At 65.7% G+C, this 20,990-nt stretch carries 20 protein-coding genes, 1 pseudogene and 1 riboswitch; of the genes and pseudogenes, 13 read left to right on the top strand and 8 right to left on the bottom strand.

The features are described 5' to 3' along the window. Nucleotides 1-10: 10 nt before the first annotated feature. Complete coding sequence (locus G341_RS23070) at nucleotides 11-610, top strand: histidine phosphatase family protein (RefSeq protein WP_162140713.1); 600 nt, start codon at nucleotides 11-13, stop codon at nucleotides 608-610. After that, the gene (locus tag G341_RS0112090; RefSeq protein ID WP_018179408.1) at nucleotides 607-906 is read left to right on the top strand and encodes a hypothetical protein; all 300 of its coding nucleotides are present in this window, start codon (nucleotides 607-609) and stop codon (nucleotides 904-906) included. The genes G341_RS23070 and G341_RS0112090 overlap by 4 nt, the downstream gene beginning before the upstream one ends. On the opposite strand, the gene G341_RS0112085 is transcribed toward G341_RS0112090, so the two are convergent. Genes G341_RS0112085 through G341_RS21925 form a run of 3 tightly spaced genes read right to left on the bottom strand, consistent with a single transcriptional unit; the run spans nucleotide 901 to nucleotide 4,378 of the window. Then, entirely contained in the window at nucleotides 901-2,397 is a 1,497-nt protein-coding gene (locus G341_RS0112085; RefSeq protein ID WP_018179407.1) for a MutS-related protein, read from the bottom strand. The two genes, G341_RS0112090 and G341_RS0112085, sit on opposite strands and share 6 nt — an antisense overlap. After that, nucleotides 2,394-3,941 (bottom strand): MutS-related protein, encoded by a 1,548-nt coding sequence (locus G341_RS0112080; RefSeq protein ID WP_018179406.1) that lies wholly within the window; start codon nucleotides 3,939-3,941, stop codon nucleotides 2,394-2,396. The genes G341_RS0112085 and G341_RS0112080 overlap by 4 nt, the downstream gene beginning before the upstream one ends. Continuing rightward, nucleotides 3,938-4,378, bottom strand: coding sequence for a universal stress protein (locus tag G341_RS21925; protein ID WP_018179405.1), 441 nt, complete (start codon nucleotides 4,376-4,378; stop codon nucleotides 3,938-3,940). Before G341_RS21925 ends, G341_RS0112080 begins: the two co-directional genes overlap by 4 nt. A gap of 185 nt (nucleotides 4,379-4,563) precedes the next feature. Continuing rightward, a riboswitch (Fluoride riboswitch) is annotated at nucleotides 4,564-4,642 on the top strand. A 92-nt stretch (nucleotides 4,643-4,734) separates the two neighbouring features. Between G341_RS21925 and G341_RS0112070 the strand changes: the two genes are divergently transcribed. Genes G341_RS0112070 through G341_RS0112045 form a run of 6 tightly spaced genes read left to right on the top strand, consistent with a single transcriptional unit; the run spans nucleotide 4,735 to nucleotide 12,227 of the window. Beyond that, nucleotides 4,735-5,691 (top strand): respiratory chain complex I subunit 1 family protein, encoded by a 957-nt coding sequence (locus G341_RS0112070; protein WP_155826956.1) that lies wholly within the window; start codon nucleotides 4,735-4,737, stop codon nucleotides 5,689-5,691. Beyond that, complete coding sequence (locus G341_RS0112065) at nucleotides 5,688-6,398, top strand: hydrogenase (protein ID WP_245556979.1); 711 nt, start codon at nucleotides 5,688-5,690, stop codon at nucleotides 6,396-6,398. The genes G341_RS0112070 and G341_RS0112065 overlap by 4 nt, the downstream gene beginning before the upstream one ends. Before the next feature lie 3 nt (nucleotides 6,399-6,401). After that, nucleotides 6,402-7,931: a proton-conducting transporter transmembrane domain-containing protein gene (locus G341_RS0112060; RefSeq protein WP_018179402.1), complete on the top strand. Its 1,530-nt coding sequence runs from the start codon at nucleotides 6,402-6,404 to the stop codon at nucleotides 7,929-7,931. After that, nucleotides 7,928-9,463: an NADH-quinone oxidoreductase subunit D gene (locus G341_RS0112055; protein WP_018179401.1), complete on the top strand. Its 1,536-nt coding sequence runs from the start codon at nucleotides 7,928-7,930 to the stop codon at nucleotides 9,461-9,463. The genes G341_RS0112060 and G341_RS0112055 overlap by 4 nt, the downstream gene beginning before the upstream one ends. After that, nucleotides 9,460-10,257 (top strand): NADH-quinone oxidoreductase subunit B family protein, encoded by a 798-nt coding sequence (locus tag G341_RS0112050; protein ID WP_018179400.1) that lies wholly within the window; start codon nucleotides 9,460-9,462, stop codon nucleotides 10,255-10,257. Before G341_RS0112055 ends, G341_RS0112050 begins: the two co-directional genes overlap by 4 nt. Continuing rightward, on the top strand, nucleotides 10,254-12,227 hold the full coding sequence (locus tag G341_RS0112045; RefSeq protein ID WP_018179399.1) for a proton-conducting transporter transmembrane domain-containing protein: 1,974 nt from the start codon (nucleotides 10,254-10,256) through the stop codon (nucleotides 12,225-12,227). Before G341_RS0112050 ends, G341_RS0112045 begins: the two co-directional genes overlap by 4 nt. A gap of 21 nt (nucleotides 12,228-12,248) precedes the next feature. On the opposite strand, the gene G341_RS0112040 is transcribed toward G341_RS0112045, so the two are convergent. The 3 genes from G341_RS0112040 to G341_RS23805 all read right to left on the bottom strand — a co-directional run bounded on the left by G341_RS0112040 (nucleotide 12,249) and on the right by G341_RS23805 (nucleotide 13,886). Further along, complete coding sequence (locus G341_RS0112040) at nucleotides 12,249-12,713, bottom strand: nuclear transport factor 2 family protein (RefSeq protein ID WP_018179398.1); 465 nt, start codon at nucleotides 12,711-12,713, stop codon at nucleotides 12,249-12,251. Then, a complete protein-coding gene (locus G341_RS0112035; protein ID WP_018179397.1) occupies nucleotides 12,710-13,606 on the bottom strand; it encodes an LLM class F420-dependent oxidoreductase in 897 nt (298 codons plus the stop codon). The genes G341_RS0112040 and G341_RS0112035 overlap by 4 nt, the downstream gene beginning before the upstream one ends. A 109-nt stretch (nucleotides 13,607-13,715) precedes the next feature. Beyond that, entirely contained in the window at nucleotides 13,716-13,886 is a 171-nt protein-coding gene (locus G341_RS23805; RefSeq protein ID WP_018179396.1) for a hypothetical protein, read from the bottom strand. A 237-nt stretch (nucleotides 13,887-14,123) separates the two neighbouring features. Between G341_RS23805 and G341_RS0112020 the strand changes: the two genes are divergently transcribed. Further along, entirely contained in the window at nucleotides 14,124-15,074 is a 951-nt protein-coding gene (locus tag G341_RS0112020) for a magnesium transporter CorA family protein (RefSeq protein ID WP_018179394.1), read from the top strand. A 53-nt stretch (nucleotides 15,075-15,127) separates the two neighbouring features. Then, nucleotides 15,128-16,621, top strand: a complete 1,494-nt coding sequence (locus G341_RS0112015; RefSeq protein ID WP_018179393.1) for an MFS transporter — start codon at nucleotides 15,128-15,130, stop codon at nucleotides 16,619-16,621. Nucleotides 16,622-16,635: 14 nt separating this feature from the next. On the opposite strand, the gene G341_RS0112010 is transcribed toward G341_RS0112015, so the two are convergent. Beyond that, entirely contained in the window at nucleotides 16,636-17,277 is a 642-nt protein-coding gene (locus tag G341_RS0112010; RefSeq protein WP_018179392.1) for a TetR/AcrR family transcriptional regulator, read from the bottom strand. Between the two features lie 67 nt (nucleotides 17,278-17,344). Between G341_RS0112010 and G341_RS0112005 the strand changes: the two genes are divergently transcribed. The 3 genes and pseudogenes from G341_RS0112005 to G341_RS21920 all read left to right on the top strand — a co-directional run bounded on the left by G341_RS0112005 (nucleotide 17,345) and on the right by G341_RS21920 (nucleotide 20,430). Beyond that, nucleotides 17,345-18,391, top strand: coding sequence for a phosphotransferase family protein (locus G341_RS0112005; protein WP_018179391.1), 1,047 nt, complete (start codon nucleotides 17,345-17,347; stop codon nucleotides 18,389-18,391). Next, nucleotides 18,391-19,143 carry an SDR family NAD(P)-dependent oxidoreductase gene (locus tag G341_RS0112000; RefSeq protein WP_018179390.1) on the top strand — a complete coding sequence of 251 codons (753 nt, stop codon included), beginning with the start codon at nucleotides 18,391-18,393 and terminating at the stop codon, nucleotides 19,141-19,143. Before G341_RS0112005 ends, G341_RS0112000 begins: the two co-directional genes overlap by 1 nt. Before the next feature lies 1 nt (nucleotide 19,144). After that, nucleotides 19,145-20,430, top strand: a pseudogene (locus G341_RS21920) (acyl-CoA dehydrogenase family protein). A 42-nt stretch (nucleotides 20,431-20,472) separates the two neighbouring features. Here G341_RS21920 and G341_RS0111990 read toward each other — a convergent pair. Then, the gene (locus tag G341_RS0111990; RefSeq protein ID WP_245556978.1) at nucleotides 20,473-20,982 is read right to left on the bottom strand and encodes a CGNR zinc finger domain-containing protein; all 510 of its coding nucleotides are present in this window, start codon (nucleotides 20,980-20,982) and stop codon (nucleotides 20,473-20,475) included. Nucleotides 20,983-20,990: the final 8 nt, after the last annotated feature.

Genomic DNA, 20,990 nt, shown 5'->3' with positions numbered 1-20,990 from the left:
GCTGTGCGTCATGGAAACGATTATTCTCGCAAGACATGGCGAGACCTCGATGAATGCCGAGGGCCTGCTGCGTGGTCTGGCCGACCCGGATCTGAGTGACCGCGGCCGCGCCCAGGCGGAGGCCCTGGCCGACGAGGTGACCAGCCGCTTCGATGTCCGTCTGGTGGTGTCGACACCGCTGCAACGTGCGCGACACACGGCGGCGGCCGTTGCGGCCCGCGTCGGCGCCGAGGTGCAGGTCGACGCGGAGCTCAACGATCGCGACTACGGGCCGTGGACCGGGAAGCCCCGCGCCGATGTGATTGCGGAATGGGGATCTCTCGATGCGGCGCCTGGCGTGGAGTCGCCCGACGCGGTCGTCCTGCGTGCGTATCCGGCGCTCGGGCGCTGGGCCGATCAGGCGGCGGCGACCGGCGGGGTGGCGGTCGTGGTCACGCACGACGCCGTGATCCGGCCGTTGCTGGTGCGGATCGACGCCCAGATCACCGAAGCCGAGGTACCGACCGGTTCGTATCAAGTCCTCCAACGGGATTCGGATGGCTGGCGGGTCGTCGAACTCGATCGAATTCCCGTGACCGCCGCCATCGGCGATGCCGGCGAGGCGCGATGATCGACAACAAGGGCAATCCGCTGGCTCTGGAGTACGCGGCGGATCGGGCGGTCGCAGACGCCCGGGCGGCTGTGAGTCGGGCCAAGAAGTTCGCCGAGCCGGCCCGATCGCTGGTCTACCGCCAGGCCGTATTCGTATGTCTGACAGCCGGTTTGGAACGCCGTGCGGCCGGCCGGGAACTGGATCTGAGCTGGCTGGAGATGCACCGCGCACTGGGTCGCCGGCACATGATCGACGCCGATCTCGGACCGACCCGCAGCCGGGTCGCCGAGGACGTCCGGAGGGCCTGGCTATAGCGGGCCCGCCGGTTCGCCGAAGATCTTTTCGTACAGGTCCAGTCCATAGCTGGTCGGAAGCGGCTCGGCGTAGCTCAGACGGAAGCTCCGTTGACGAGATGCGTCGCGCTCCGCCCGGAGAAACACGCCCGTGCGTGCCTCGTAGAAGGTGCGTGCCAGCTCATGCATGTGGGTGACGTAGAAGACGCGATGGCCGTGCCCCAGCAGGGCGCGCACGATGTCGGCGGCGATCGCCGATCCCTCCTGCTCATTGGTGGCGGCGAAGGATTCGTTGAACAGCACCGCCGACGCGTCGGGAAGATGATCGACGAGCTCGCTCATCCGCTGCAATTCTTCATCGAATTTGCCGCTGCGCAGCGTCTCGTCTTCTTCGCGCTTGAAGTGCGTGAACACCCCGCACCGCACATCGGCGGCGAACTCGCGCGCCGGTACGGGTAGCCCGGCCTGCATCAGCATCTGCGCGATGCCCACGCTGCGCAGGAACGTCGACTTGCCGCCGCGGTTGGCCCCAGTGACGATCACCAGGTTCGAGGACCCGGCGTCGAGGTCGTTGCCCACCGGCGCCGCGCCGGTATGCAGCGCCAGCCCGGCGTCGTAGAGATCGGTGCAGCGAAATGTGCGGGTGTCCAGCGGTGCCGGGACCGGCAGGCAGGCTCGTCCGCCCACGGCGTCGAGCGCGTCGAACAGAGCTGCCGAGCCGAGGTAGAAGGCGAGTTCCCAGCGGAGGGTGGCGAAGAATGTCTCCAGGTGGTTCGCCGCCGTGGACAGCAGCCCGGACACCGCATGCATTCCGCGACTTCGGATCTCGGTCAGAGCCATCGACCCGGAGACATCGTGCTCGTCGATTTCGAATCCGGGTCCGGATGAGTCGATGCGCAACCGGTCGCGCAACCGTCGTCCGGCCGGCACGCGCAGCCGATAGTCGGCGCCGCGCAGTCCGGAGCTCAGGCTCGCGCTGAGCACCGCGCCGTGCTCGAATCGAAGTTCGTTCAGATGGCGGCGCAGCGAGTTCAGGTAGTTGCCGTCGACGGTCGTCGTCACGTCGTCGAAGAAGCGGCGGAACGCCGGAGACGTGAATTCGGAACGGTCGCGCAAGGCCAGTGCCAGCAGTGAATCCAACGCGTCGCAGGCGATCTCCAGCACCGCCAGCGAGCGATGCGTGGCCTGTTCGGGGGTCATGCCGTTCCAGGTGAGAAACAGATGCTTGCGGACCTCCCGTTCGACGTCGCCGGCCAGACCGTACAGTGCGGTGATCGTGTCTCGGTGGGCACGGCAATCACGAAGCGCACCATGCCGATAGGCGATCACCCGCGGATCGGTCTGCGGCGTGAACATCTCGGCGGTCGCCACTCGGGAGCGGTAGCTGTCGCCGTTCGCCATGGTCGCTATGATCCCGCGCAGTCCGAGATCGGCGATCACGTCGGCGGCCTGCAGTGGCGGCATCGCGGTCAGGTCCGATTCGCGATCCGGGTGCATCAGAAGGACTTTCATCGGACCAGCCTCCGGTCTACTTCGTCGAATGTCAGGTGGTATTTCTCGGCCAGCGCCGCGGCGAAGGCCCGTCCGTCTGCCGGACGCCGGACGATGGCGAATGTGCGGCGCGACGCGTCGTCCGGATCGGTGCAGCTGACCATGCTGACCGTGCTTGCGGACAGCCGGGAAAGCTCGTCGACGAAGGTGACGTAGACGCCGCGGACGCCGATGCGGTCGAGTTGGGTGAGCACTGCCCGGCCGAGCAGTCGGGCGTCGTGCAACGACGTCGAGCTGAAGGTCTCGTTGAGAATGACCAGGCTGCGGCTCGTCGCGGTCGCGATGATCTGGTGCAGGCGGATCAGCTCGTCTTCGAGCTTCCCGCGTTCGTCGGTGGCCACCTCGGCGTGCTCGAAATGGGTGTATATCTCGTCGAACAGTACGAGGCTGCCCTCCTGGCCGGGTATCGGAAGGCCCAGTCCCGCAAGGTGATGCAGCTGACCGAGCATGCGGGCGAAGGTGGTCTTGCCGCCTTGATTGGGCCCCGTGACGACGATCATCCGCTCCGGCGGATCGAGCCGGAGCGAATTGGCCACGACCCGGGCGGCGGGATCGTCCGCGAAAAGACTGGCCGCGAGGGCGATGTCGAAGGCGTCGGTGGCCCAGGTCGGGGATGAGCGATCATCGCCGACCGCGGGGTAGCAGAATTCCAGGCCGGACTGCCGCAACCACTCGACGTGAGCTCGATAGCGGAGATAGAACTGCAGTTCGCGATCGAGTCGCAGCAGATTCGGGTCGATGAAGTCGTGGGTCCGCTCCACGAACTCCCGCAACAGACCGAACTGTTGGGGAAACAACCCGGCGACCAGCTCGAGTATCGACGACTCGACTCGGTTGAGTCCCGGATGATCCGCGGCCGGGTACGCCCGGTCGGTGCGGTCCGGCTCGTCGAACCGATCGAGGAGGACCCGCGTTCTCTCCAGCATCTCGGGCGCCCCCTCGAAGCGCTGAACATTCACCTGCAGGTCGCGGATCCGGACGGAATAGACGATCTTGCCGAGTGCCTCGCCGATATCGTCTGCCGTGCGCCGCAGCAGTTGGAAGTGGGCCGAGTGGACCTGAGTATCAACGTAGTCGGCCACTGCGCGCAGCGCTGCCGCAGCGGGATGCGCCCGCTCGAGATCATCGCTCAGGCGGACGATCACGGCCACATAGGCTTGAAACGCGTTGACCCGCCAGCCAAGTCGTTCGGTGTCGGTCGATGCGGCGGAAAGTTCCGACAGCAGGGTGCGGATCGTCTGCATGCCGGCACCGAAACGAACGAACGCGGAGCGGATGGTCGCGTTGGAGTCGAGCTCGCAGTAGACGGACTGTCGCAGCGACACATCCGCGGGATTGTCCACAGGTGTGTAGAACCACGGCCGGATGTCGAACTGGTCGTCGTCTCCGACCACGGCATCGACGACCGCGTCCAGGCGAAGGTCGTGGAAGTAGTCGGGTTCGGCGGTGCGCACGACGGCACGTTCCGGATCGCCGAACAGAATGCTGATCCCGCCGGTACTCATTGGCCGCGATAGTCGCTGTTCTCGGGAACGATCACGACCGGGCAGGCTGCGCGGTGGAGCAGGCTTCGCGACACGGATCCCGAGAGAGCGTGCTCGAGCATGGCACCGATGCCGTGCTGCGGCCGACCGACCACGATCATGGCGGGATGCAGCCGCTGTGCCATGTTCATCAGGACCGATGCGGGCAGACCGCCGTGCGCGGCGTACTCCCAGTCGTCGTGGCTGCCGAGCATGCCGGCGACGACCTGGCGGTGCGTGCTCAGGTGGGCCTGCAATTCGTTGTCGTAGTCGAGCGAGTCGGGGTCGACCGGAAGGTCGTCCGAATCGACGACATGCACGACATGGATCTTCGCCCCGATGTCGCGGCCTATCCACACGGCGAATCCGAGCGCAGCCTGACTGGCGGGGTGGGCGTCGTAACCGACGATGAGATGCATAACGGGTCCTTCCGGGTCGGGAAGGGCCCATTAGCTGTCGTCCAGCGGTTCAGGCCGTCGCGCCCGCAGCGGGCATCGGTGCAGCCTCGGCAGGGTCCATTGCCGTGACCGCGACGGTACACCGTCGCCCAAGTTGCAGCTGTCATTCGGCGATTCGTGTCGTGATGCGTCTTGCCGTGTGATTCACTGATTTTGGCGATGGAGCCCGCCGGGGAGCTTTCCGCTCCCGAACTGCCACCGAGTGCTGATGGCCCCTACGACTAAGGGAGTCGTAGGGTGCCCGCACATCGAATGCTCGTCTCGGTCCGAACTCGTCGACGATGCGCGTCTGCCCGGAGTGGGTGGACGCGGCGCCGATGATGTTGTCGCCCTGGGCGGTCCAAATACTCCAGGTGCTCACGGTGCTGGTGTTCTCGCCGGGCGTGAGCGGCTTCGCCGCATGGCTGGAGGCGCGGCTGCAGGGCCGTCGGGGGCCGCGGATTCTGCAGCCGTATTACACGCTTGCGAAGTTCTTCTCGAAGGAGATCGTGGCGCCGGAAGGCGTCGGTCCGATGTTCTTCCTCGCGCCGGTGATGTCGCTGGCACTCGTCTTGACGGTGCCCATGCTGATCCCGGTGCTGACGAGCTATGCGCTGCCGCTCGGGTACATGGGGGACATCCTCGGCGGCGGAATCCTGTTGGCGGCGAGCAGCTTCCTCATCGCGACTGCCGCCGGCGAGACCGGCAACGGATATGCGCAGCTGGCCGCGAGTCGGTCGAAGACCTTCGCGGCCATCACCGAGCCGGTGGTGCTCATGGTGGTGTTCACCGTGGCCCTGATCACCACCACAGATCTACCGTACGTGCTGGGTGCCACCGTTCGCAGCGGGCCGGATCAGATCGTGCGCCCGGCGCACCTGCTCGCCTCCGGGGCGCTCTTCATGGTGATCCTGTTCGAGACCGCCCGTATCCCGGTGGAAACGCATTCCGGGACAATAGAACTGGGAATGATCGAAGAGGGTAGGGGATTCGAGCATTCCGGGCCGCTGCAGGCGTTGCTGATGTGGAGCAGCGCCGTCAAACAGTTCGTCTTCTACACGATCTTCTGCAATGTCTTCGTGGCCCCGTGGGGGATGGCCTCGACCGGCGAGGTGACCGCCGTGGTGCCGGCGATCTTCGCCATCGTCGGCAAGGGATGTCTTGTCGGTGTGGTGGTGGCCGTCCTCGACAACATGTTCGCAAAGCTGCGGCTATACAAGATCTCTGAGTTCGTTTCCGCCGCTTTTCTTTTCGCTGTTCTTGCGGTGGTGACGCTATTCCTGGGAGGCGGATGATGTCAATGGTTCTGACGATTCTCGGGTCCGCGAGCGGTCCCGCTCATTCGTCGCCGTCGGTCTTCGAGGGTGTGACCAACACGGTGGCGGTGCTCCTGGTGCTGACCGAATTCGGGATGCTGCGCGTCGCCATGCTCCGGGCACAGGTGCGGTTGTATGCGCTGCAGTCGCTGGCACTGAGCGTGCTCGCCGCAGTGGTGGCCGGCGGCAAGGACATCCCGGAGCTCTATGTCCTGGCCGTCCTCTCGTTCCTGCTGAAGGTGGTGGTGGTACCGCTGCTGATCCTGACCCTCCTGCGCGGTGCGGGCACCAGCATCGCCGGCAGCGGTGTCCTGGGTGTGGCCACCGAAGTGCTCTTGTCGCTGGCTGTGGCGCTCTTCGGATTCTTCGCCATCGGGGGCCTGGGCATCCGCTCGAATGTCCTGTCCTCGGCGGCATTGGGCCTGTCCGGCAGCGTGGTGCTGGTGGCGTTCGTGATCATGGCCCTGCGTCGCGACGTGGTCAGTCAGGCGATGGGATTCTTCTCGCTGGAGAACGGCGTCTCGTTGGCCAGTCTGGTGGTCGCGGCCGGTATGCCCCTGATCCTCGAGGTGGCATTCCTCTTCGATCTACTGGTCGCCGTCGTCGTGTTCGGTGTGCTGATGCGGGTTCACCATCGCCGCGTGCGGTCCTTGTCCACCGCCACGCTCGATCGGCTGCGAGGGTAAGACATGGTGCTGCTGCTTCTCGTCGTCGTCCCGCTGGCCGTCACCCTGCTGAGCCTGCTGCCGTTCGAAGGTTTCGTGCGCTGGTTGACCGCGGCGAGCGGGATCGGCTGCCTCGTGCTGTCGCTGTTCGTGATCGGGCCGGCGAGCAGCGGCACGGTGACCGCGTTCCGCTACCTGCGCGCCGATGCGTTGTCGACGGTATTCCTTCTGGGCGCGACCTTCGTCTACGCGGTGACCTCCGTGTACGCGATCGGGTATCTGCGGGCCGAGAGCGCCGGGCATCGGTCCGCCGAGAGTGTGGCATGGTTTCGGAGCTATTCGCGGCGGTTCTACCTGGGGTTCAACGCTTTTGCGTGGTCGCTGATCTGCGCCCCGCTGATGAACGGGCTGGCCCTGCTCTGGGTGGCCATCGAGGTCACCACAGTGGTTTCGGCGCTGCTGGTGGCTCTGGATCGCACCGAAGAGGCGAGCGAGGCGGCCTGGAAGTATGTGTTGATCGCATCCTCCGGCCTGGGGATCGGCTTGCTCGCAACGATTTTCATGTACTTCGCGGGCTCGCAAGTACTCGGCGAGTCGTACGATCTCGGCCTCGACTCACTACTCGGCGTGGCCCGACAGTTGCCGCCCACCCCCGTGCGGATCGCCTTCGTGCTGGCGGTGGTGGGGTTCGGCACCAAGGTGGGGCTGTTTCCGGTGCACACCTGGCTGCCGGATGCGCATGCCGAGGCGCCGACGCCGGTGTCGGCGATGTTGTCGGGTTCGCTGCTGGCGACCAGCTTCTACGCGATACTGCGCTATCACCAGATCGCGCTGCGCACGCTCGGGCCGGACTTTCCACAGACGGTCCTGTTGGTATTCGGGGTGTTGTCGCTGTTGCTCGCGTCGCTCTATTTACTACAGCAGCGACATCTCAAGCGTCTCCTCGCCTATTCGAGCGTCGAGCATATGGGGATCCTGGCGATCGGGATCAGCTTCGGTGTGACGGTCGCGTTCGTGGGGGTGATGCTGCACGTACTGGCGCACGCGGCAGCGAAAGCGAGCGCCTTCATGGGGGCCGGGATCCTGGTGCACAGCTATGGGACACGGACGATCCAGTCCATCCGAGATGCGGTCGGCCGGCTGCGATGGACGGCGCCGCTGTTTCTCATGGCGGTGCTCGCACTGTCGGCCATGCCGCCATTCGGCCTGTTCCGCAGTGAGTTTCAGATCGTGGCCGGTGGGCTGTCGGCCGGACGGGCCAGCGCGACCGCAGCCGTGATCCTGATCGTCCTGGTGACCGTGGCGTTCGCCGGGCTCATCGGTTCGACGACGGGAATGCTGTACCGCCCGCAGTCCGTGGGTCGCGGATCCGAGCCGGTTCCCGGGGGCCCCGACGCGGAGATCGAAGGTCCCACGGCAACGGAGCCCGGTCTGTTGATGACAATACCGATGGCGGTCGGTATCGGCGTCCTGCTGCTGCTCGGTATCTACCTTCCGATGCCACTGGAACACCTGCTGTCGGCGGCCGCGACCGAACTGAAGGGGGCATCATGATCGATCCGCATGTCGGTCAAGTCGTGCGGTCGTACCGATCGGACGTCGCGGCATGGCGCCAGGCTGTCGTCGATCGCCTGGCGGGCGATCGCTTGGCGGGTCTGTACTGCGCGCATTCGGAACAGGCAGATACCGCGCAGATCTACGCGCTCGTCGGATCGGCGACGCGAATCGATTGTCTTGGTTGTGAACTCGCCGCCGACGAACAAGGCATACTCACCTATCGGTCGTTGACTCCCGAGATTCCGGCGGCGTTCTGGTACGAGCGCGCCCTGCACGACCTGTCCGGGGTGACGCCGACGGGGCATCCCCGCCTCGAGCCGCTCCTGTTGCCGCCGGTCGAGAACGCGGCCGCGCCGCTGCCGGGAGCGGGCAGCCACATCGAGATCCAGTTGACGGCCGTCGACGAGTTCGGTCCCGTCGATGTCGAGGGGGAGGGCATCTTCGCCCTGCCGTTCGGCCCGGTCCGGTCCGGGGTCTTCGAGTCGATCGAGTTCCTCATCGAGTCGCCCGGCGAGAACATCCCGTACCTCACGATTCGGCCGCACTACAAGCATCGCGGAATGGCGAAGCGCTTCGAAGGACTGCCGCCGGCGGACGCCGTGCTGGTCGCCGAACGGGTGGAAGGGATCTCGACGATCGCCCACGCCCTGGCCTTCTCGCACGCGGTCGAGGCCGCCGCCGGTGTCCGGCCTCCCGAGTACGCACGGCTGAGTCGGGTCATCTACGCCGAGCTGGAGCGGATCGCCAATCATCTCGACGTGGCGACCCGGCTGTCCGAGGCGGCCGGTCTGGCGGTCGCGCAGTCACGCCTCGGGTGGCATAAGGAAACGGCGATGCGGCTGATGTCGTCGTTGTGCGGGAGCAGGTTCGGGCGTTCGGTGATCGTGCCGGGCGGGGTGGCCAAGCCGCTGGAGCTCGATCCGGAGCACGTCGCGTCGGCGGCCGGGATCCTGGGCGCCCGGGTGGGCGCCGACATGCGGGCGCTACTCGACGACGCCTCGTTCCTCGACCGTCTTCGAGCGACCGGCGTGCTGGACGAATCGTTGGCGAAACAGCATGGGACGCTCGGGCCGATCGGCCGGGCGAGCGCCTGCAACAACGACTGCCGGCAGCAGCGACCCTACGACGGTTACCTGGATCTGCCTCCGGTGGTGCCGTCGATCGACCGGGCCGGCGACGCCATGGCCCGACTCGCCGTACGCCGGCACGAGATGGCGGCGTCGTTCCAGCTCATCGTCCAGGCCGCGGATCGGTTGCAGAGCAATCATTTGTCGCGCGGTGACCGCCGTCCGTCGATCGAGATGGACGGTCTTCGCGACGGAGTGTTCCTGGGATGGGCCGAGGCGGCTCAGGGCGAGGTGCTCTATGCGCTGCACCTGCAGGGAGGCGTGGTGCAGCGTTGTTTCGCGAGATCGCCCGGCCTGCATAACCTTCTGCTGTTCCGGCATGTGTTCCGTACGGACATCTTCACCGACTTTCCGTTCATCGAGGCCAGCTTCGGTCTCAGTTATGCGGGGGTGGCGATGTGATCGAGTGGTGGCCGCTCCGCGGAGTGCGCAACGGAATCCTGACGAGCCGCTGGCCGCGTGCGGCGGATCCCTATTTCGACGAGTTCCGGGGCTCGGTGGCAGTGCTGTCCGACGATCCGGTCGCCGCGGTCGCCGCATCGAGAACCTGCCCGACGCAGGCGATCACGATCGACGAGTCGAACGAGCGGCCGATCGATCTCGACCGCGGCCGCTGCATCCTCTGTCGGCGCTGCATCGACGCCGCCCCCACCGTGTTCGGATGGCGACCGGGTGCCGATGTCGCCAGGCTGTCGCGGAGCGAGCTGCATAGCGCACCGACGGACGACGACGATCTCCCGGCCCTGCAGGAGCGCCTGGCACGACGGGTGAAATGGCTGCGGCACTCGGTCCATATCCGGCACGTCGATGCCGGTTCGGACGGGAGTGACGAATGGGAGATCGCGGCGTTGGCGAATCCCGTCTACGACCTGCACCGGTTGGGTATCTTCTTCACGGCGTCGCCGCGCCATGCGGACATCCTGTTGATCACCGGGGTCGGCGCCATCGGCATGACCGGTCCGCTGTTGCGGACCATCGAGGCCGTACCCGAGCCGCGAGTGGTCATCGCTTGCGGCACAGATGCGATCAGCGGCGGCCTCATCGGCGACGGCTACGCCGCCAGTCGGGGTATCGACACGATTGTGCCGGTGGACGTCTGGGTTCCGGGTGCACCGCCGACGCCGTTCAGCCTGCTGCACGCGATCCTGCTGGCGCTGCATCGGCTGCCCCGCTCGTCGACCGAGGTCTCGTCATGATCGGGGTGACCCTGGTCGTGTTCGCCGCGTCGGCGGCTATCGGGTTGTGGGGGCGTGGCCGGGCAGCGGTGCTCGCCCTGGTCATCAATGCGGTCGGCGCCATCCTCGCCATCGTCGTCGGAGCGCGCGGGATGGCCGGGCACACCGCGCATCTGACGATGGGAAACTCGGACGGCATGACTCCGGTCGCATTGTCGTGCGACCGGCTCTCCGGCATGTTCATCGTGATCGCGTTCGCCGTCGCGCTGCCCGCGATCGCCGGCATCCGACAGGCGGAAGGTCCGCTGCGCGGGCGGGTGCAGAGTCTTATCGGGCTCGCGCTTGCGGCCATGCTGGGAATCATCGCGGCCACCAGCATCTTCGCCTTCCTGTTCTGGTGGGAGATGCTGACAATCGCGTTCTATCTGCTCACCGTGTTCGAACGGCATCGACCGGACCGGCCGGCGGCGGCCACGATCACCGTGGTGTTCGGCCGCGCGAGCGGCGCATTCCTACTCGCCGGCACCCTGCTGCTGGTTGCCTGTGGTGATGGCGGATATCGACTGGTCGACCTCGCCTGCCCCAATCCTGCTGTCCGGGCGACCGGCTATGTGTTGCTGCTGGTGGGATTCGCGATCAAAGTCGGACTGGTGCCTGCGCACGTCTGGTTGCCCCGTAGCTATTCGGCCGCGCCGGCGGCGGCCCGTGCCGTGATGGCGGGAGCCGCGGTCAACGTCGGGTTCTACGGCATGTGGCGCGTGCTCGACGTGCTCGGCCCGCCACCGGTATGGCTGGCCTGCACTGTGCTCGTAGTCGGCGGTGTGAGCGCCGTCTACGGGATTGCCCAGGCGGCCGTGAACCCGCGGCTGCCCTCGCTGGTCGCGTGGTCGAGTGTGGAGAACGCCGGCATGATCGTCGCCGGCTACGGCGTGGCGCTGACGGGTGCGGTGGTGCACAGCCCGGGGATCATGGCGACCGGAATCGTGGCCGCGACCGCGCAGGTGATCGCCCATGCGATCGGCAAGTCGCTGCTCTTCGTGTCCACCTCCCGCATCGAAACATACTGTGGTGAAACGGAACTGGACGCGATCGGCGGTATCCGCGATCGGTTGCCATGGTCGAGTGCGGGGTTGACCGTCGGCGCGCTGACGCTGGCGGGCCTGCCCCTGACCGCGGGCTTCACGTCCGAATGGCTGACGCTCGAGGCGCTCATGCAGCAGTTCCGGATCGACGGTCTCGGCTTGCAGTTGTGCATGACCGTGACGGCGGCGCTGATCGCGCTGACGATCGGCGTCGCGGCCCTGACATTCGTCCGCCTGGCGGCTCTCACCTCCTGCCGAGCGGACCGGGACGCCAGCCCCGGTCGATCCCGGGGTGGTGAATCGTGGTCATACCGAGTGGCGGTCGTGGTGCTGATCGGCTGTTCGTTGGGCGTGTCAGCGCTTGCGCCCCTGCAGCTGCGGTTCATCGGCCGGGGAGTGGAGGGGATCGTCGGCGGTGTGCCGCGATCGATGATGCACGGCCCGTGGGTGATCCAGCCGGCGTTCGACGAATTCTCGGCACTCTCGCCGAGCTGGTTGTGGGTGGTGCTGCCGGGCATGTTCGCCGTCGTACTGGTGGCCGCGGCGGCACTGTCGCGGGGCAGAATCCTCCGAGTGCGTCGGGTGCCGGTCTGGACCTCCGGATCGCCGGGAGTCGAGCGCGGGCAGGGATACACCTCGTTTGCGTTCGCCAATCCGATGCGTACGGTCCTGAGCAACCTGTTGCGCACTCAGCACCGGGTCAGCGCGGAGGCCGCCGGCGAACCGGTCGCCTTCAGCACCACCGTCAGCGATGTGATCGACAGCTACCTCTACCGGCCGGCGGTGGCGCGGCTGCTCGCAATAGCTCGCTACTCCAAGAGGATTCAGTCGGGCCGGCTGGACGCGTACATGGCGTATGCGTTGATCGCGGTCGTGGCCGTGCTGGTCGTGGTGCTTGCCACTAAATAGGCCTCTTGCGGGCCGGTCTCCTCAGTCGGTCGCCGTGCCGCGGTGCAGCCGCACCGGCCGAGTCTCGATCCAGTCGATGTGCACGGCGCGGCGGGCGATCCGCCAGCCGTTCGGGGTGTGACGGTACTCGTCCTGATAGTGCAAGTACCACACCAAGTTTCGATGTTTGTCGGCATCGCTGGTCACATGGTTGGCCTGCCCGGTGACCCACCCGGTCGCGGTGTCGGGCCCACCGAAATCGATCACGGTGCCCAGCACCGCGTGCTGGGTGACCGGAATGTCGTCCAACGCGTGCATCGCCACGAGGATCGCGTCTCTGCCGACAAGGCTGCGCGCCGGCTCCAACGAGCGCGGCGGATCGGGCTGCAGCAGTTCTGCGTCCGCGGTGAACAACTCGGCGAGGGCGAGCCAGTCGCGGCGGTCGACGTAGTGGGCATAGCGTGCGACGAGGTCGGCGATGTCGAGCCGATCGGCGACGGAGCTCATCGGACAGTCGCCGGGACGAGGCTCATGCGCTCTGCGCATGCCGATAGCTCGTCCTTGATCGCCGAGAGATCCGGCGTCGGGGTGAGGGTGAGCAGCAGTCGGTCGGCACCCAGATCCGCCAGTCTCGTTGCCTTTTCGGGAGTCACCCGGGCAACCGAGTGGCCCAGCGTGAGCTCCAGGTGATCCGGATCGCGTTCGGCCCGCTCCGCCTCCTGACGCATCACCGCGATGAGGCGGGCCAGCTCGTCACCGGCGACGCCCAGCGGCTGCAGTCCATCGCCGCGCCGGCCGGCCCGGCGGGCCGCTGCTTCGCTGTGTCCGCCGATATGAATCGGAACGCCTTGGGGTGACGCGGGTTTCGGGTAGCTCATGGCGTTGTCGAAATCGAAGAAGCGGCCGTGATGGGAGGCGCCGCCCGGGGCGCTATCCGCCCACAGCGCCCGCATGACGTCGATCGACTCGTCGGTCCGGCGACCGCGGGTGCCGAACTCGGCGCCGCAGGCCTCGATCTCTTCGGACATCCAGCCGACACCGACGCACAGCCGCAGTCGACCGCCCGAGAGGGCGTCGACCGTCGCGACTCGTTTGGCCAGCACCACCGGATGATGGTTGGGCACCACCAGGACCCCCGTGGACAGGCCGATCGTGCTGGTGGCCGCCGCGAGGAAGCTCAGCAGATCCAGTGGGTCGGGGATCACGCAGTCGTCGGTCAGCTCCATCCGGCCGTCGGCCGCGTACGGATACACGCTGGAGTAGCGGCTCATCACGACGGCATGCTCGACCACGGTCATCGACTCGAACCCGCAGCTCTCGGCGTGCCGGGCGAACTCGATCATCCATTGCGGATCGGCGGTGGTGTTCGCCGCCACCGGCGCGAGCACGGCGTATTTCACGGTTCCTCCTCGACCGGTCGCGCCGACTCATCGCCGAGCAAGCGCTTGGTTGAGGCCACGGTACCCGAGCGGGTGCAGCCGGATCGGAGGATCACATCGTGCTTGGACGCTAGGCGAGGCCTTCTTCCTCGGACAGGATTCCCTCGCCGTCGCCGTCGATCTCCTCGGCGACCGCGGCCTGGGCATCCAGTTGCGTCTGCTTCGCCTCGGCCGCAGCCTCCGCGGGGGTCTCCGTCAGGTCCGCGGGATTGGACTCGGCGCTGTCCGACATGTCGGTCATTCGAGACGCTCTTTCTCCTCGCGCTCGAGACGATCACGCTCGGCCTGCTTGCGCTTCTCTTCCTGCTCGATCTCTTCTTCGCGGGCGTTCTTGTCGCTCATGGGTTCTCCTTACGTGTCGTCCTGTTCGCGACTATAGGCCGCGGAACGGTGAAGCGGTGCCGCGAAGTAATGGCACGATTGGCCGGTGGGAAATGAGACCGCCGTGCGTGGGCAGATCTGGGAACGCGGTACACCCGTGGACGGTTTCGAGCTGTCCAAACTCTCTGATTGTGTGTCCGACCCAGACAGACTGATCTGGGCTGACTTGACCAACCCATCGCATCAGACGCTGCAAGCGCTCGCCGACGAGCTCGAGCTGGATCCGTGGGCGGTGGAGGACGTGGTCGCCGAGGCCGAACGGGTCAAGGCCACGGTGTACCGCCACCACACCTTCATGACTGTGTACGCCGTCAGCTACGCGACACCCGAGGCGCCCAACCGCGAGGCCGACCCGCTCGTGCTCGCCCGCATCTCGATCTTCGTGCGTGGCAACGCATTGATAACCATCCACGACGACTCCATTTTCGATGCGCAGGCCGTAGTCGAACGGTGGCAGGAGATCGGTATGCAGCAGTACGGCGTCGGCGCCCTGCTGCACGGGCTGCTCGATGTGGTCGTCGACGGGCATTTCGATGCGGTGCAGACACTCGACGACCAAATAGAGGGCCTTGAGGGACTGTTGTTCGACCAGCGCGGCGGCCGGGCTGGACTGCAACGCGCCACGTATGCGCTGCGGAAGGATCTGGTTCGGCTGCGACGTGTGGTGCTGCCCATGCGCGAGGTGGTCGGATCGATCGAACGCCGCCGCATGAGCGGAGAGTCGCCCAAAGAACTCGATCCGATGTGGTCAGACCTGTACGACCACACCCTGCGAGTCGCCGAGTGGACCGAGTCGCTGCGGGACATGGTCACGACGGTCTTCGAAACCAATCTGTCGTTACAGGACGCCCGGCTGAACACGGTGATGAAGAAGCTGACCGGGTGGGCCGGCATCATCGCCGTTCCCACAGCGATCACGGGGTTCTTCGGACAGAACGTGCCGTACCCCGGTTTCAACCACTGGTCTGGATTTCTCGTCAGCACCGTACTGATCATCGTGATGATGATCGGGCTGTATGCAGTCTTCAAACGCCGCGACTGGATTTAGGTGTCACCAACCGCGGCGACGGATGCCGAAATGGCGACGTTAAGGTGGGCCAAATGGCCATCGACACGGGACTCACAACGCGACTGACCCGACGGTGGGGCCACGAACACGTGGTCGAGGGGCGCCTGCGAGCGCTCCGCCGGCTGATGCGGCGCAAGCCGCCGTTGACCGAAGAAAGCATTACTGTCGTGGACCAGCCCATGCTGAAGCGCGCGATAACTGCTGCGGCGCTCGGCAACATGATGGAGTGGTTCGACTTCGGGGTCTACGGCTATCTGGCCGCAACGCTCGGGAAGGTTTTCTACCCCGACTCGTCCGGGTCGGCTCAGGTATTGGCCAGCTTCGCCACCTTCGCGGCGGCCTTCGTGGTGCGACCGCTCGGCGGCATGTTCTTCGGTCCGTTGGGCGACAGGATCGGTCGGCAAAAGGTTCTCGCGGTCACGATGATCATGATGTCGATCGGCACCTTCTCCGTGGGGTTGATTCCGAGCTATCACGCCATCGGCATCGCCGCACCCATTCTGCTGCTGCTGGCGCGGCTCGTTCAGGGATTCTCGACCGGCGGCGAATACGGCGGCGCGACAACCTTTATCGCCGAATACTCGCCAGACCGCAGACGTGGGTTCCTCGGCTCGTGGTTGGACTTCGGGACGTTCATCGGATACTCGTTGGGGTCTTCACTGGTCACCGTGCTCAACCTCCTGGTCAGCGAGCACGACATGCTCGAATGGGGTTGGCGTATCCCATTCTTTATCGCCGGGCCGATGGGCCTGATCGGCCTGTATCTCAGGCTGAAGCTGGAGGACACGCCCGCATTCCGGAAGCAACTGGACGACCACAGTCGAAAAGTCTCCGAAACCGAATCCGGTGGACGCGAACTACTTTCGATCTTCACGCGATTCTGGCGACCGCTGTTGGTGTGCATAGGGTTGGTGACGCTGTACAACGTCACCAACTACATGGTGACCGCATACCTGCCGACATTCTTCACCGACGAAGTCCACCGCAGCCAGACTGAAGCCGACCTGTTGGTGTTGCTGTCGATGCTGGTCGTGGTGTCGTCGATCGTCGCAATCGGCCGACTCAGCGACTGGACCGGCCGTCGACCAATATTCGCCGTAGCCGCGATCGCCCAGATCGTCCTGGCAGTACCGCTCTTTCTCATGCTGGACACCAAAGCGCTGTGGCCGGCGATCGTCGCCTGTGTGTTCCTCGGACTCATCCTGGCCTCGTTTGCGGCGCCGACCGCGTCGACGCTCCCGGCGCTATTCCCGACCGCGGTGCGTTACGGTGCGCTGTCGATCGGATTCAATATCGCGGTGTCGGCTTTCGGCGGTACGACACCGCTCATCACGTCGGCGTTGGTCGGCACGACACACAATCACTTGGTGCCCGGCTTCTATCTCGTCGTCAGTGGCGTCGTCGGTCTGGTCGCAGTCGTTTTCATGCGCGAATCGGCTACGCAGCCCCTGGAAGGTTCACCGCCCCAAGTTGATTCGCCGAGCGAAGCAACAGCCGTCTACGACGACGCGCTGAGTGTTCGGTGACCAAGAGGGCGCCATCACGTCCTGGGCTTCGACCTGGCGGCCCGTTCGTCCGCGAGTCGCCTGGTCTGATCGGATGCCGGAGCGGCGAGCATTGCCACGACGACATCGACCAGCTGTGAGATGAAGAGCGCGTCGTTGGTGTGCGGCGCGGTCGCCGCCCGCTGAGCCAACTCGGCGACGACGAATCGGATGACGACGAACCGTCGGTGCAGTTGCACCGCAGTGCGATCCAGGAATGGATCGACGACCTGTCGCCACCGAATGATGCTGGCGGCATCCTCTTCGAGGAGAACGTCCGGCAGCAGTGGTTGACGTCGATTCAGCAGATCCGCATAGATGCGGAGATAGGCATCGCCGCCGTCATCGGACAGTTTGGCCGCAACGGGGAGTACGAGCGCCTCGGCGACCGCGCGGATGTCGGAGACGCCGGCGGCCTCGTAGCTGTCGAGCAGGGCGTGCCGACGTTGTTCGATGTCGCGATTGTGGCGATCGAGCAAGGCGGTCAGCAGGCCGGCACGGTCACCGAAGTGGTACTGCATGGCGGCAGCATTCTTGACGCCGGACGCACGCTGAATCTCTCGCAGGCTCACGCCGTCGACACCCCGAGCCGCGTACAGGTCTTCCGCAGCGGCGAGCAGGCGGTCTCTCGTTTCCATTGTCGCATAATACAACAGTTAATGCGCATGCATTGACGGTTAATGCGCATGGCCTTATGGTTCCGTCATGAGTCAATCCCTTGGCGCCGAGCTCGATTGGGCTGCGCTGGCGAACTGGATGCGATCCAGAGGCATCGGTGACGGCGAGGTCGCCGACATCGAGCCGATCGGCGGTGGCACCCAGAACCTCATGTTCGCGCTCTCGAGCGGCGGCAGCCGTTTTGTCGTGCGACGCGGGCCGAAACACCTACGGCCACATACCAATGACGCGCTGCGCCGGGAGATTCGGGTACTGGACGCACTCGCCGAGAGCGCGGTGCCCCTCCCGACGCTCGTGGCTGCAGAGAATGACGAGTCCGTGTGGGGGTCGGTGTTCTATCTCATGCGGCCCGTCGATGGGTTCAACGCGACAGTGGCGCTGCCGGAGCTGCACGCCGCAAGCCTGGATGTGCGGCATCGTATGGGTTTCTGCGCCGTGGACGCGTTGGCTGCGCTGGGCGCCATCGACCCGAGTGACGTCGGCCTCGGCGATCTTGGCCATCCCGACGGTTTCCGTGATCGTCAAGTGCCGCAATGGCTCACGGCGCTCGACAAGTATGTCGAGTTCGACGGTTACGCCGGTCATCAGCTGCCGGCGGTGGATGCGCTTGCGGAGTGGCTGACGGCGAACCAGCCCACGGCGTTTCGGGCAGGCATCATGCACGGAGATTTTCACCTGGCCAACTTGATGTTCCGCAATGACGGCCCGCAGGTCGCGGCGATAGTGGACTGGGAGATGTGCACGGTCGGCGACCCGCTGCTCGACTTGGGGTGGCTCTTGGCGACCTGGCCCGAAGGGGACAGGACGCCGGCGGCCGCCGACGTCCTGCGGCAGGCCGGCGGTCTGCCGACTCGCAGCGAGTTGGTCGAATACTACGGCACGGTCGCGGCGCGACCCGTCGACGATGCGCTCTGGTACGCGGTAATGGCGTCGTTCAAGCTGGCGATCGTGCTCGAAGGGACCCATGCCCGGGCCTGTGCCGGCAAGGCCCCCGCGGCGGTCGGAGACCTACTGCACTCCATGGCTGTTGGATTGCTCAGCCAGGCAAGTCATTTCACGGAGAAGGGATTCTGATGCCGCTGTCGATCGATCTTTCGGGCAAGGTCGCGTTGGTGACCGGCGGCAGTCGCGGCCTCGGCAAGGAGATGGTCCTGGCATTCGCCGAACACGGTGCGGATGTCGTCATCGCCAGCCGCAAGCTCGACAGCTGTCACGAGCTTGCCGCCGAAGTTCGTTCGCGGTTCGGTCGCGCAGCGCTGCCTGTTGCCTGCAATGTCGGCGACTGGGACGACTGCGATGCTTTGGTCGATGCGGCGTACGCAGAATTCGGCGCAGTCGACATCCTGGTGAACAATGCCGGCGTGTCGCCGCTGTATCCGAGCATCGATCAGGTCTCGGAGGCGTTGTACGACAAAGTCTTTGCGACCAACTTGAAGGGACCTTTCCGACTGACGGCTACCATCGGCACTCGGATGGTCGAGGCGGGTGGTGGCGTAATCCTCAACATCAGCTCGGTCGGGTCGGTTCGCCCGAACCCCACGATCCTCCCGTACGCGGCGGCGAAAGCCGGTCTCAATACGCTCACCGACGGGTTCGCGCAGACATTCGCTCCGACGGTGCGGGTCAACTCGATCATGTGCGGCACATTCCGCACCGATATCTCCAAGGCGTGGACACCGGAGATGTTCGATTTCATCGCTTCGCAGGTCGCTCTCGGCCGCGTGGCAGAGCCGCACGAAATCATCGGCGCGGCACTCTATCTGGTCTCCGATGCGGCGAGTTACTGCACCGGTTCAATCCTTCGACTCGACGGCGGGGTGAAATAGTATGTGGGACTTCAGTACTGATTCGGAGTTTCAGGAGAAGCTCGACTGGATGGACAAGTTCGTCACGGATGAGGTCGAGCCGCTCGACCATCTGACGGGCCAGGACGAGCACCTGATGTATCGGCCGGTCGAGGGGGCGATCGCGGACATCGTCAGGCCTCTGCAGGCGAAGGTCAAAGAGCACGGTTTGTGGGCCTGTCATCTTGGCCCCGAACTGGGCGGTCAGGGATACGGCCAGGTGAAGCTCGCGCTGATCAACGAGATCCTGGGGCGTACCGCCTGGGGCCCCATCGTCTTCGGGTGTCAGGCGCCCGATACCGGCAACGCCGAGATCCTCGCCATGTTCGGTACCGACGAGCAGAAGCAGCGCTACCTGCAGCCGCTGCTGGCCGGTGAACTGTTCTCGGCATTCTCGATGACCGAGCCGCAGGGTGGTGCCGATCCCCGCATGTTCCGAACGAAAGCCGTTCAGGACGGCGAGGATTGGATCATCAACGGGGAGAAGTATTTCACGTCGAACGCGCGGAACGCGGCGTTTCTCATCATCATGGCGGTGACCGAGCCCGACGCATCACCGCGCGAAAGCATGTCGATGTTCCTGGTGCCCACCGAGACCCCGGGAATCGAGCGGGTGCGCGATACCGGGATGATCGGCGATCCGCCCGGCGTCGGCATCCATCCGCACATGCGATACACCGACGTGCGGGTGGGCCCGGACGCGCTCCTGGGGGAACGCGGCAAGGGCTTTTTCATCGCCCAGGCGCGGCTGGCCGGGGGTCGGTTGCACCACGCGATGCGCACCGTCGGACTGATCAAACGCGCCTTCGGCATGCAGTGCGAACGGGCATTGTCACGCAATACTTTTCACGGTGTGCTGGCCGACAACCGGTCGTCAAGGCGGGCATCGCCGACTCGTGGATCCAGATCGAACAATTCCGGCTGCTGGTGCTGCACGCTGCGTGGCAGATCGATACGAATGGACATCGCGCGGCAATGGAATACGTATCGGCCTGCAAGGTCGAGATGGCCCGCGTGGCGCATGACATCGTCGAACGATCACTGCATCTGCACGGCGCGCTGGGTGCTTCCAACGAGACGCCGCTCGCGCGGCTATGGCAGATGGTGCCGACCCTCGCTCTTATGGACGGGCCCACGGAGGTGCACCAGGACGTGATCGCTCGCCGGGCGCTGGGGCACTACCGGGCCGCCGAGGGGAATTGGCCGGCTGCATTCCTGCCGGATCTGGTGGCCGCCGCGCAGGCACGCTACGGCCTGTCAGGCCGGTAAGACTCAGCAAAACTTTTTGTGTAGGAACGAATTTCCGCCTCTCTAGGCCGGTCGACCGGCTGTCTTCGCGGCGTGGCGGTGGCGACGGACTGCGTCGCGGTTGGCGCAGGCGTGGGAGCAATAACGCTGACGACCGGGGCGGCTGTGATCGACATAGGCGCGCTCGCAGTCGGGTAGTGCGCAGCGCGCCAGACGATGCATGCCGTGTGCGGTGAGATGTTGGGCGATGGCGACGGTCGTGGAGGCTGCGAGAATCTCGCCGAGGCTGGCGGCCGCGGGGCGGTAGTGGATGTGCCAACCGCTGCCGTCGTGGTCGGTGACGGTGGGCGGGCTGGCGTAGCGGGCGAGCAGCTCGTTGAGGATCACTACCCGGGCCGGCTCGTCGATAGCGTCGATGAGGCGCGCCCAGCCGGTCAGGTAGTCGCGCACGATGTTCAGGTCGCTCGGGCGGGGCTCGTTCTCCAGCGGCATGCCGACGGCCACCCACCGAGCGGCGATGTCCTCGACGTCTGCCGGTGGTCGGTTGAGTAGATCGATGGTGTTGTCGAGCAACTCGCGAC

Source organism: Jongsikchunia kroppenstedtii DSM 45133 (assembly GCF_000380485.1).
Taxonomy (GTDB): domain Bacteria; phylum Actinomycetota; class Actinomycetes; order Mycobacteriales; family Mycobacteriaceae; genus Jongsikchunia; species Jongsikchunia kroppenstedtii.
Note: the sequence above shows the minus strand (reverse complement) of the source record. Positions and strands in the feature narration are given on the sequence as shown.

Coding starts and splice junctions, on each gene's coding strand:
- G341_RS23070 (WP_162140713.1), top strand. CDS start 11: ATGGAAACGATTATTCTCGCAAGACATGGCGAGACCTCGATGAATGCC.
- G341_RS0112090 (WP_018179408.1), top strand. CDS start 607: ATGATCGACAACAAGGGCAATCCGCTGGCTCTGGAGTACGCGGCGGAT.
- G341_RS0112085 (WP_018179407.1), bottom strand. CDS start 2,397: ATGAAAGTCCTTCTGATGCACCCGGATCGCGAATCGGACCTGACCGCG.
- G341_RS0112080 (WP_018179406.1), bottom strand. CDS start 3,941: ATGAGTACCGGCGGGATCAGCATTCTGTTCGGCGATCCGGAACGTGCC.
- G341_RS21925 (WP_018179405.1), bottom strand. CDS start 4,378: ATGCATCTCATCGTCGGTTACGACGCCCACCCCGCCAGTCAGGCTGCG.
- G341_RS0112070 (WP_155826956.1), top strand. CDS start 4,735: ATGATGTTGTCGCCCTGGGCGGTCCAAATACTCCAGGTGCTCACGGTG.
- G341_RS0112065 (WP_245556979.1), top strand. CDS start 5,688: ATGATGTCAATGGTTCTGACGATTCTCGGGTCCGCGAGCGGTCCCGCT.
- G341_RS0112060 (WP_018179402.1), top strand. CDS start 6,402: ATGGTGCTGCTGCTTCTCGTCGTCGTCCCGCTGGCCGTCACCCTGCTG.
- G341_RS0112055 (WP_018179401.1), top strand. CDS start 7,928: ATGATCGATCCGCATGTCGGTCAAGTCGTGCGGTCGTACCGATCGGAC.
- G341_RS0112045 (WP_018179399.1), top strand. CDS start 10,254: ATGATCGGGGTGACCCTGGTCGTGTTCGCCGCGTCGGCGGCTATCGGG.
- G341_RS0112040 (WP_018179398.1), bottom strand. CDS start 12,713: ATGAGCTCCGTCGCCGATCGGCTCGACATCGCCGACCTCGTCGCACGC.
- G341_RS23805 (WP_018179396.1), bottom strand. CDS start 13,886: ATGACCGACATGTCGGACAGCGCCGAGTCCAATCCCGCGGACCTGACG.
- G341_RS0112015 (WP_018179393.1), top strand. CDS start 15,128: ATGGCCATCGACACGGGACTCACAACGCGACTGACCCGACGGTGGGGC.
- G341_RS0112010 (WP_018179392.1), bottom strand. CDS start 17,277: ATGGAAACGAGAGACCGCCTGCTCGCCGCTGCGGAAGACCTGTACGCG.
- G341_RS0112005 (WP_018179391.1), top strand. CDS start 17,345: ATGAGTCAATCCCTTGGCGCCGAGCTCGATTGGGCTGCGCTGGCGAAC.
- G341_RS0112000 (WP_018179390.1), top strand. CDS start 18,391: ATGCCGCTGTCGATCGATCTTTCGGGCAAGGTCGCGTTGGTGACCGGC.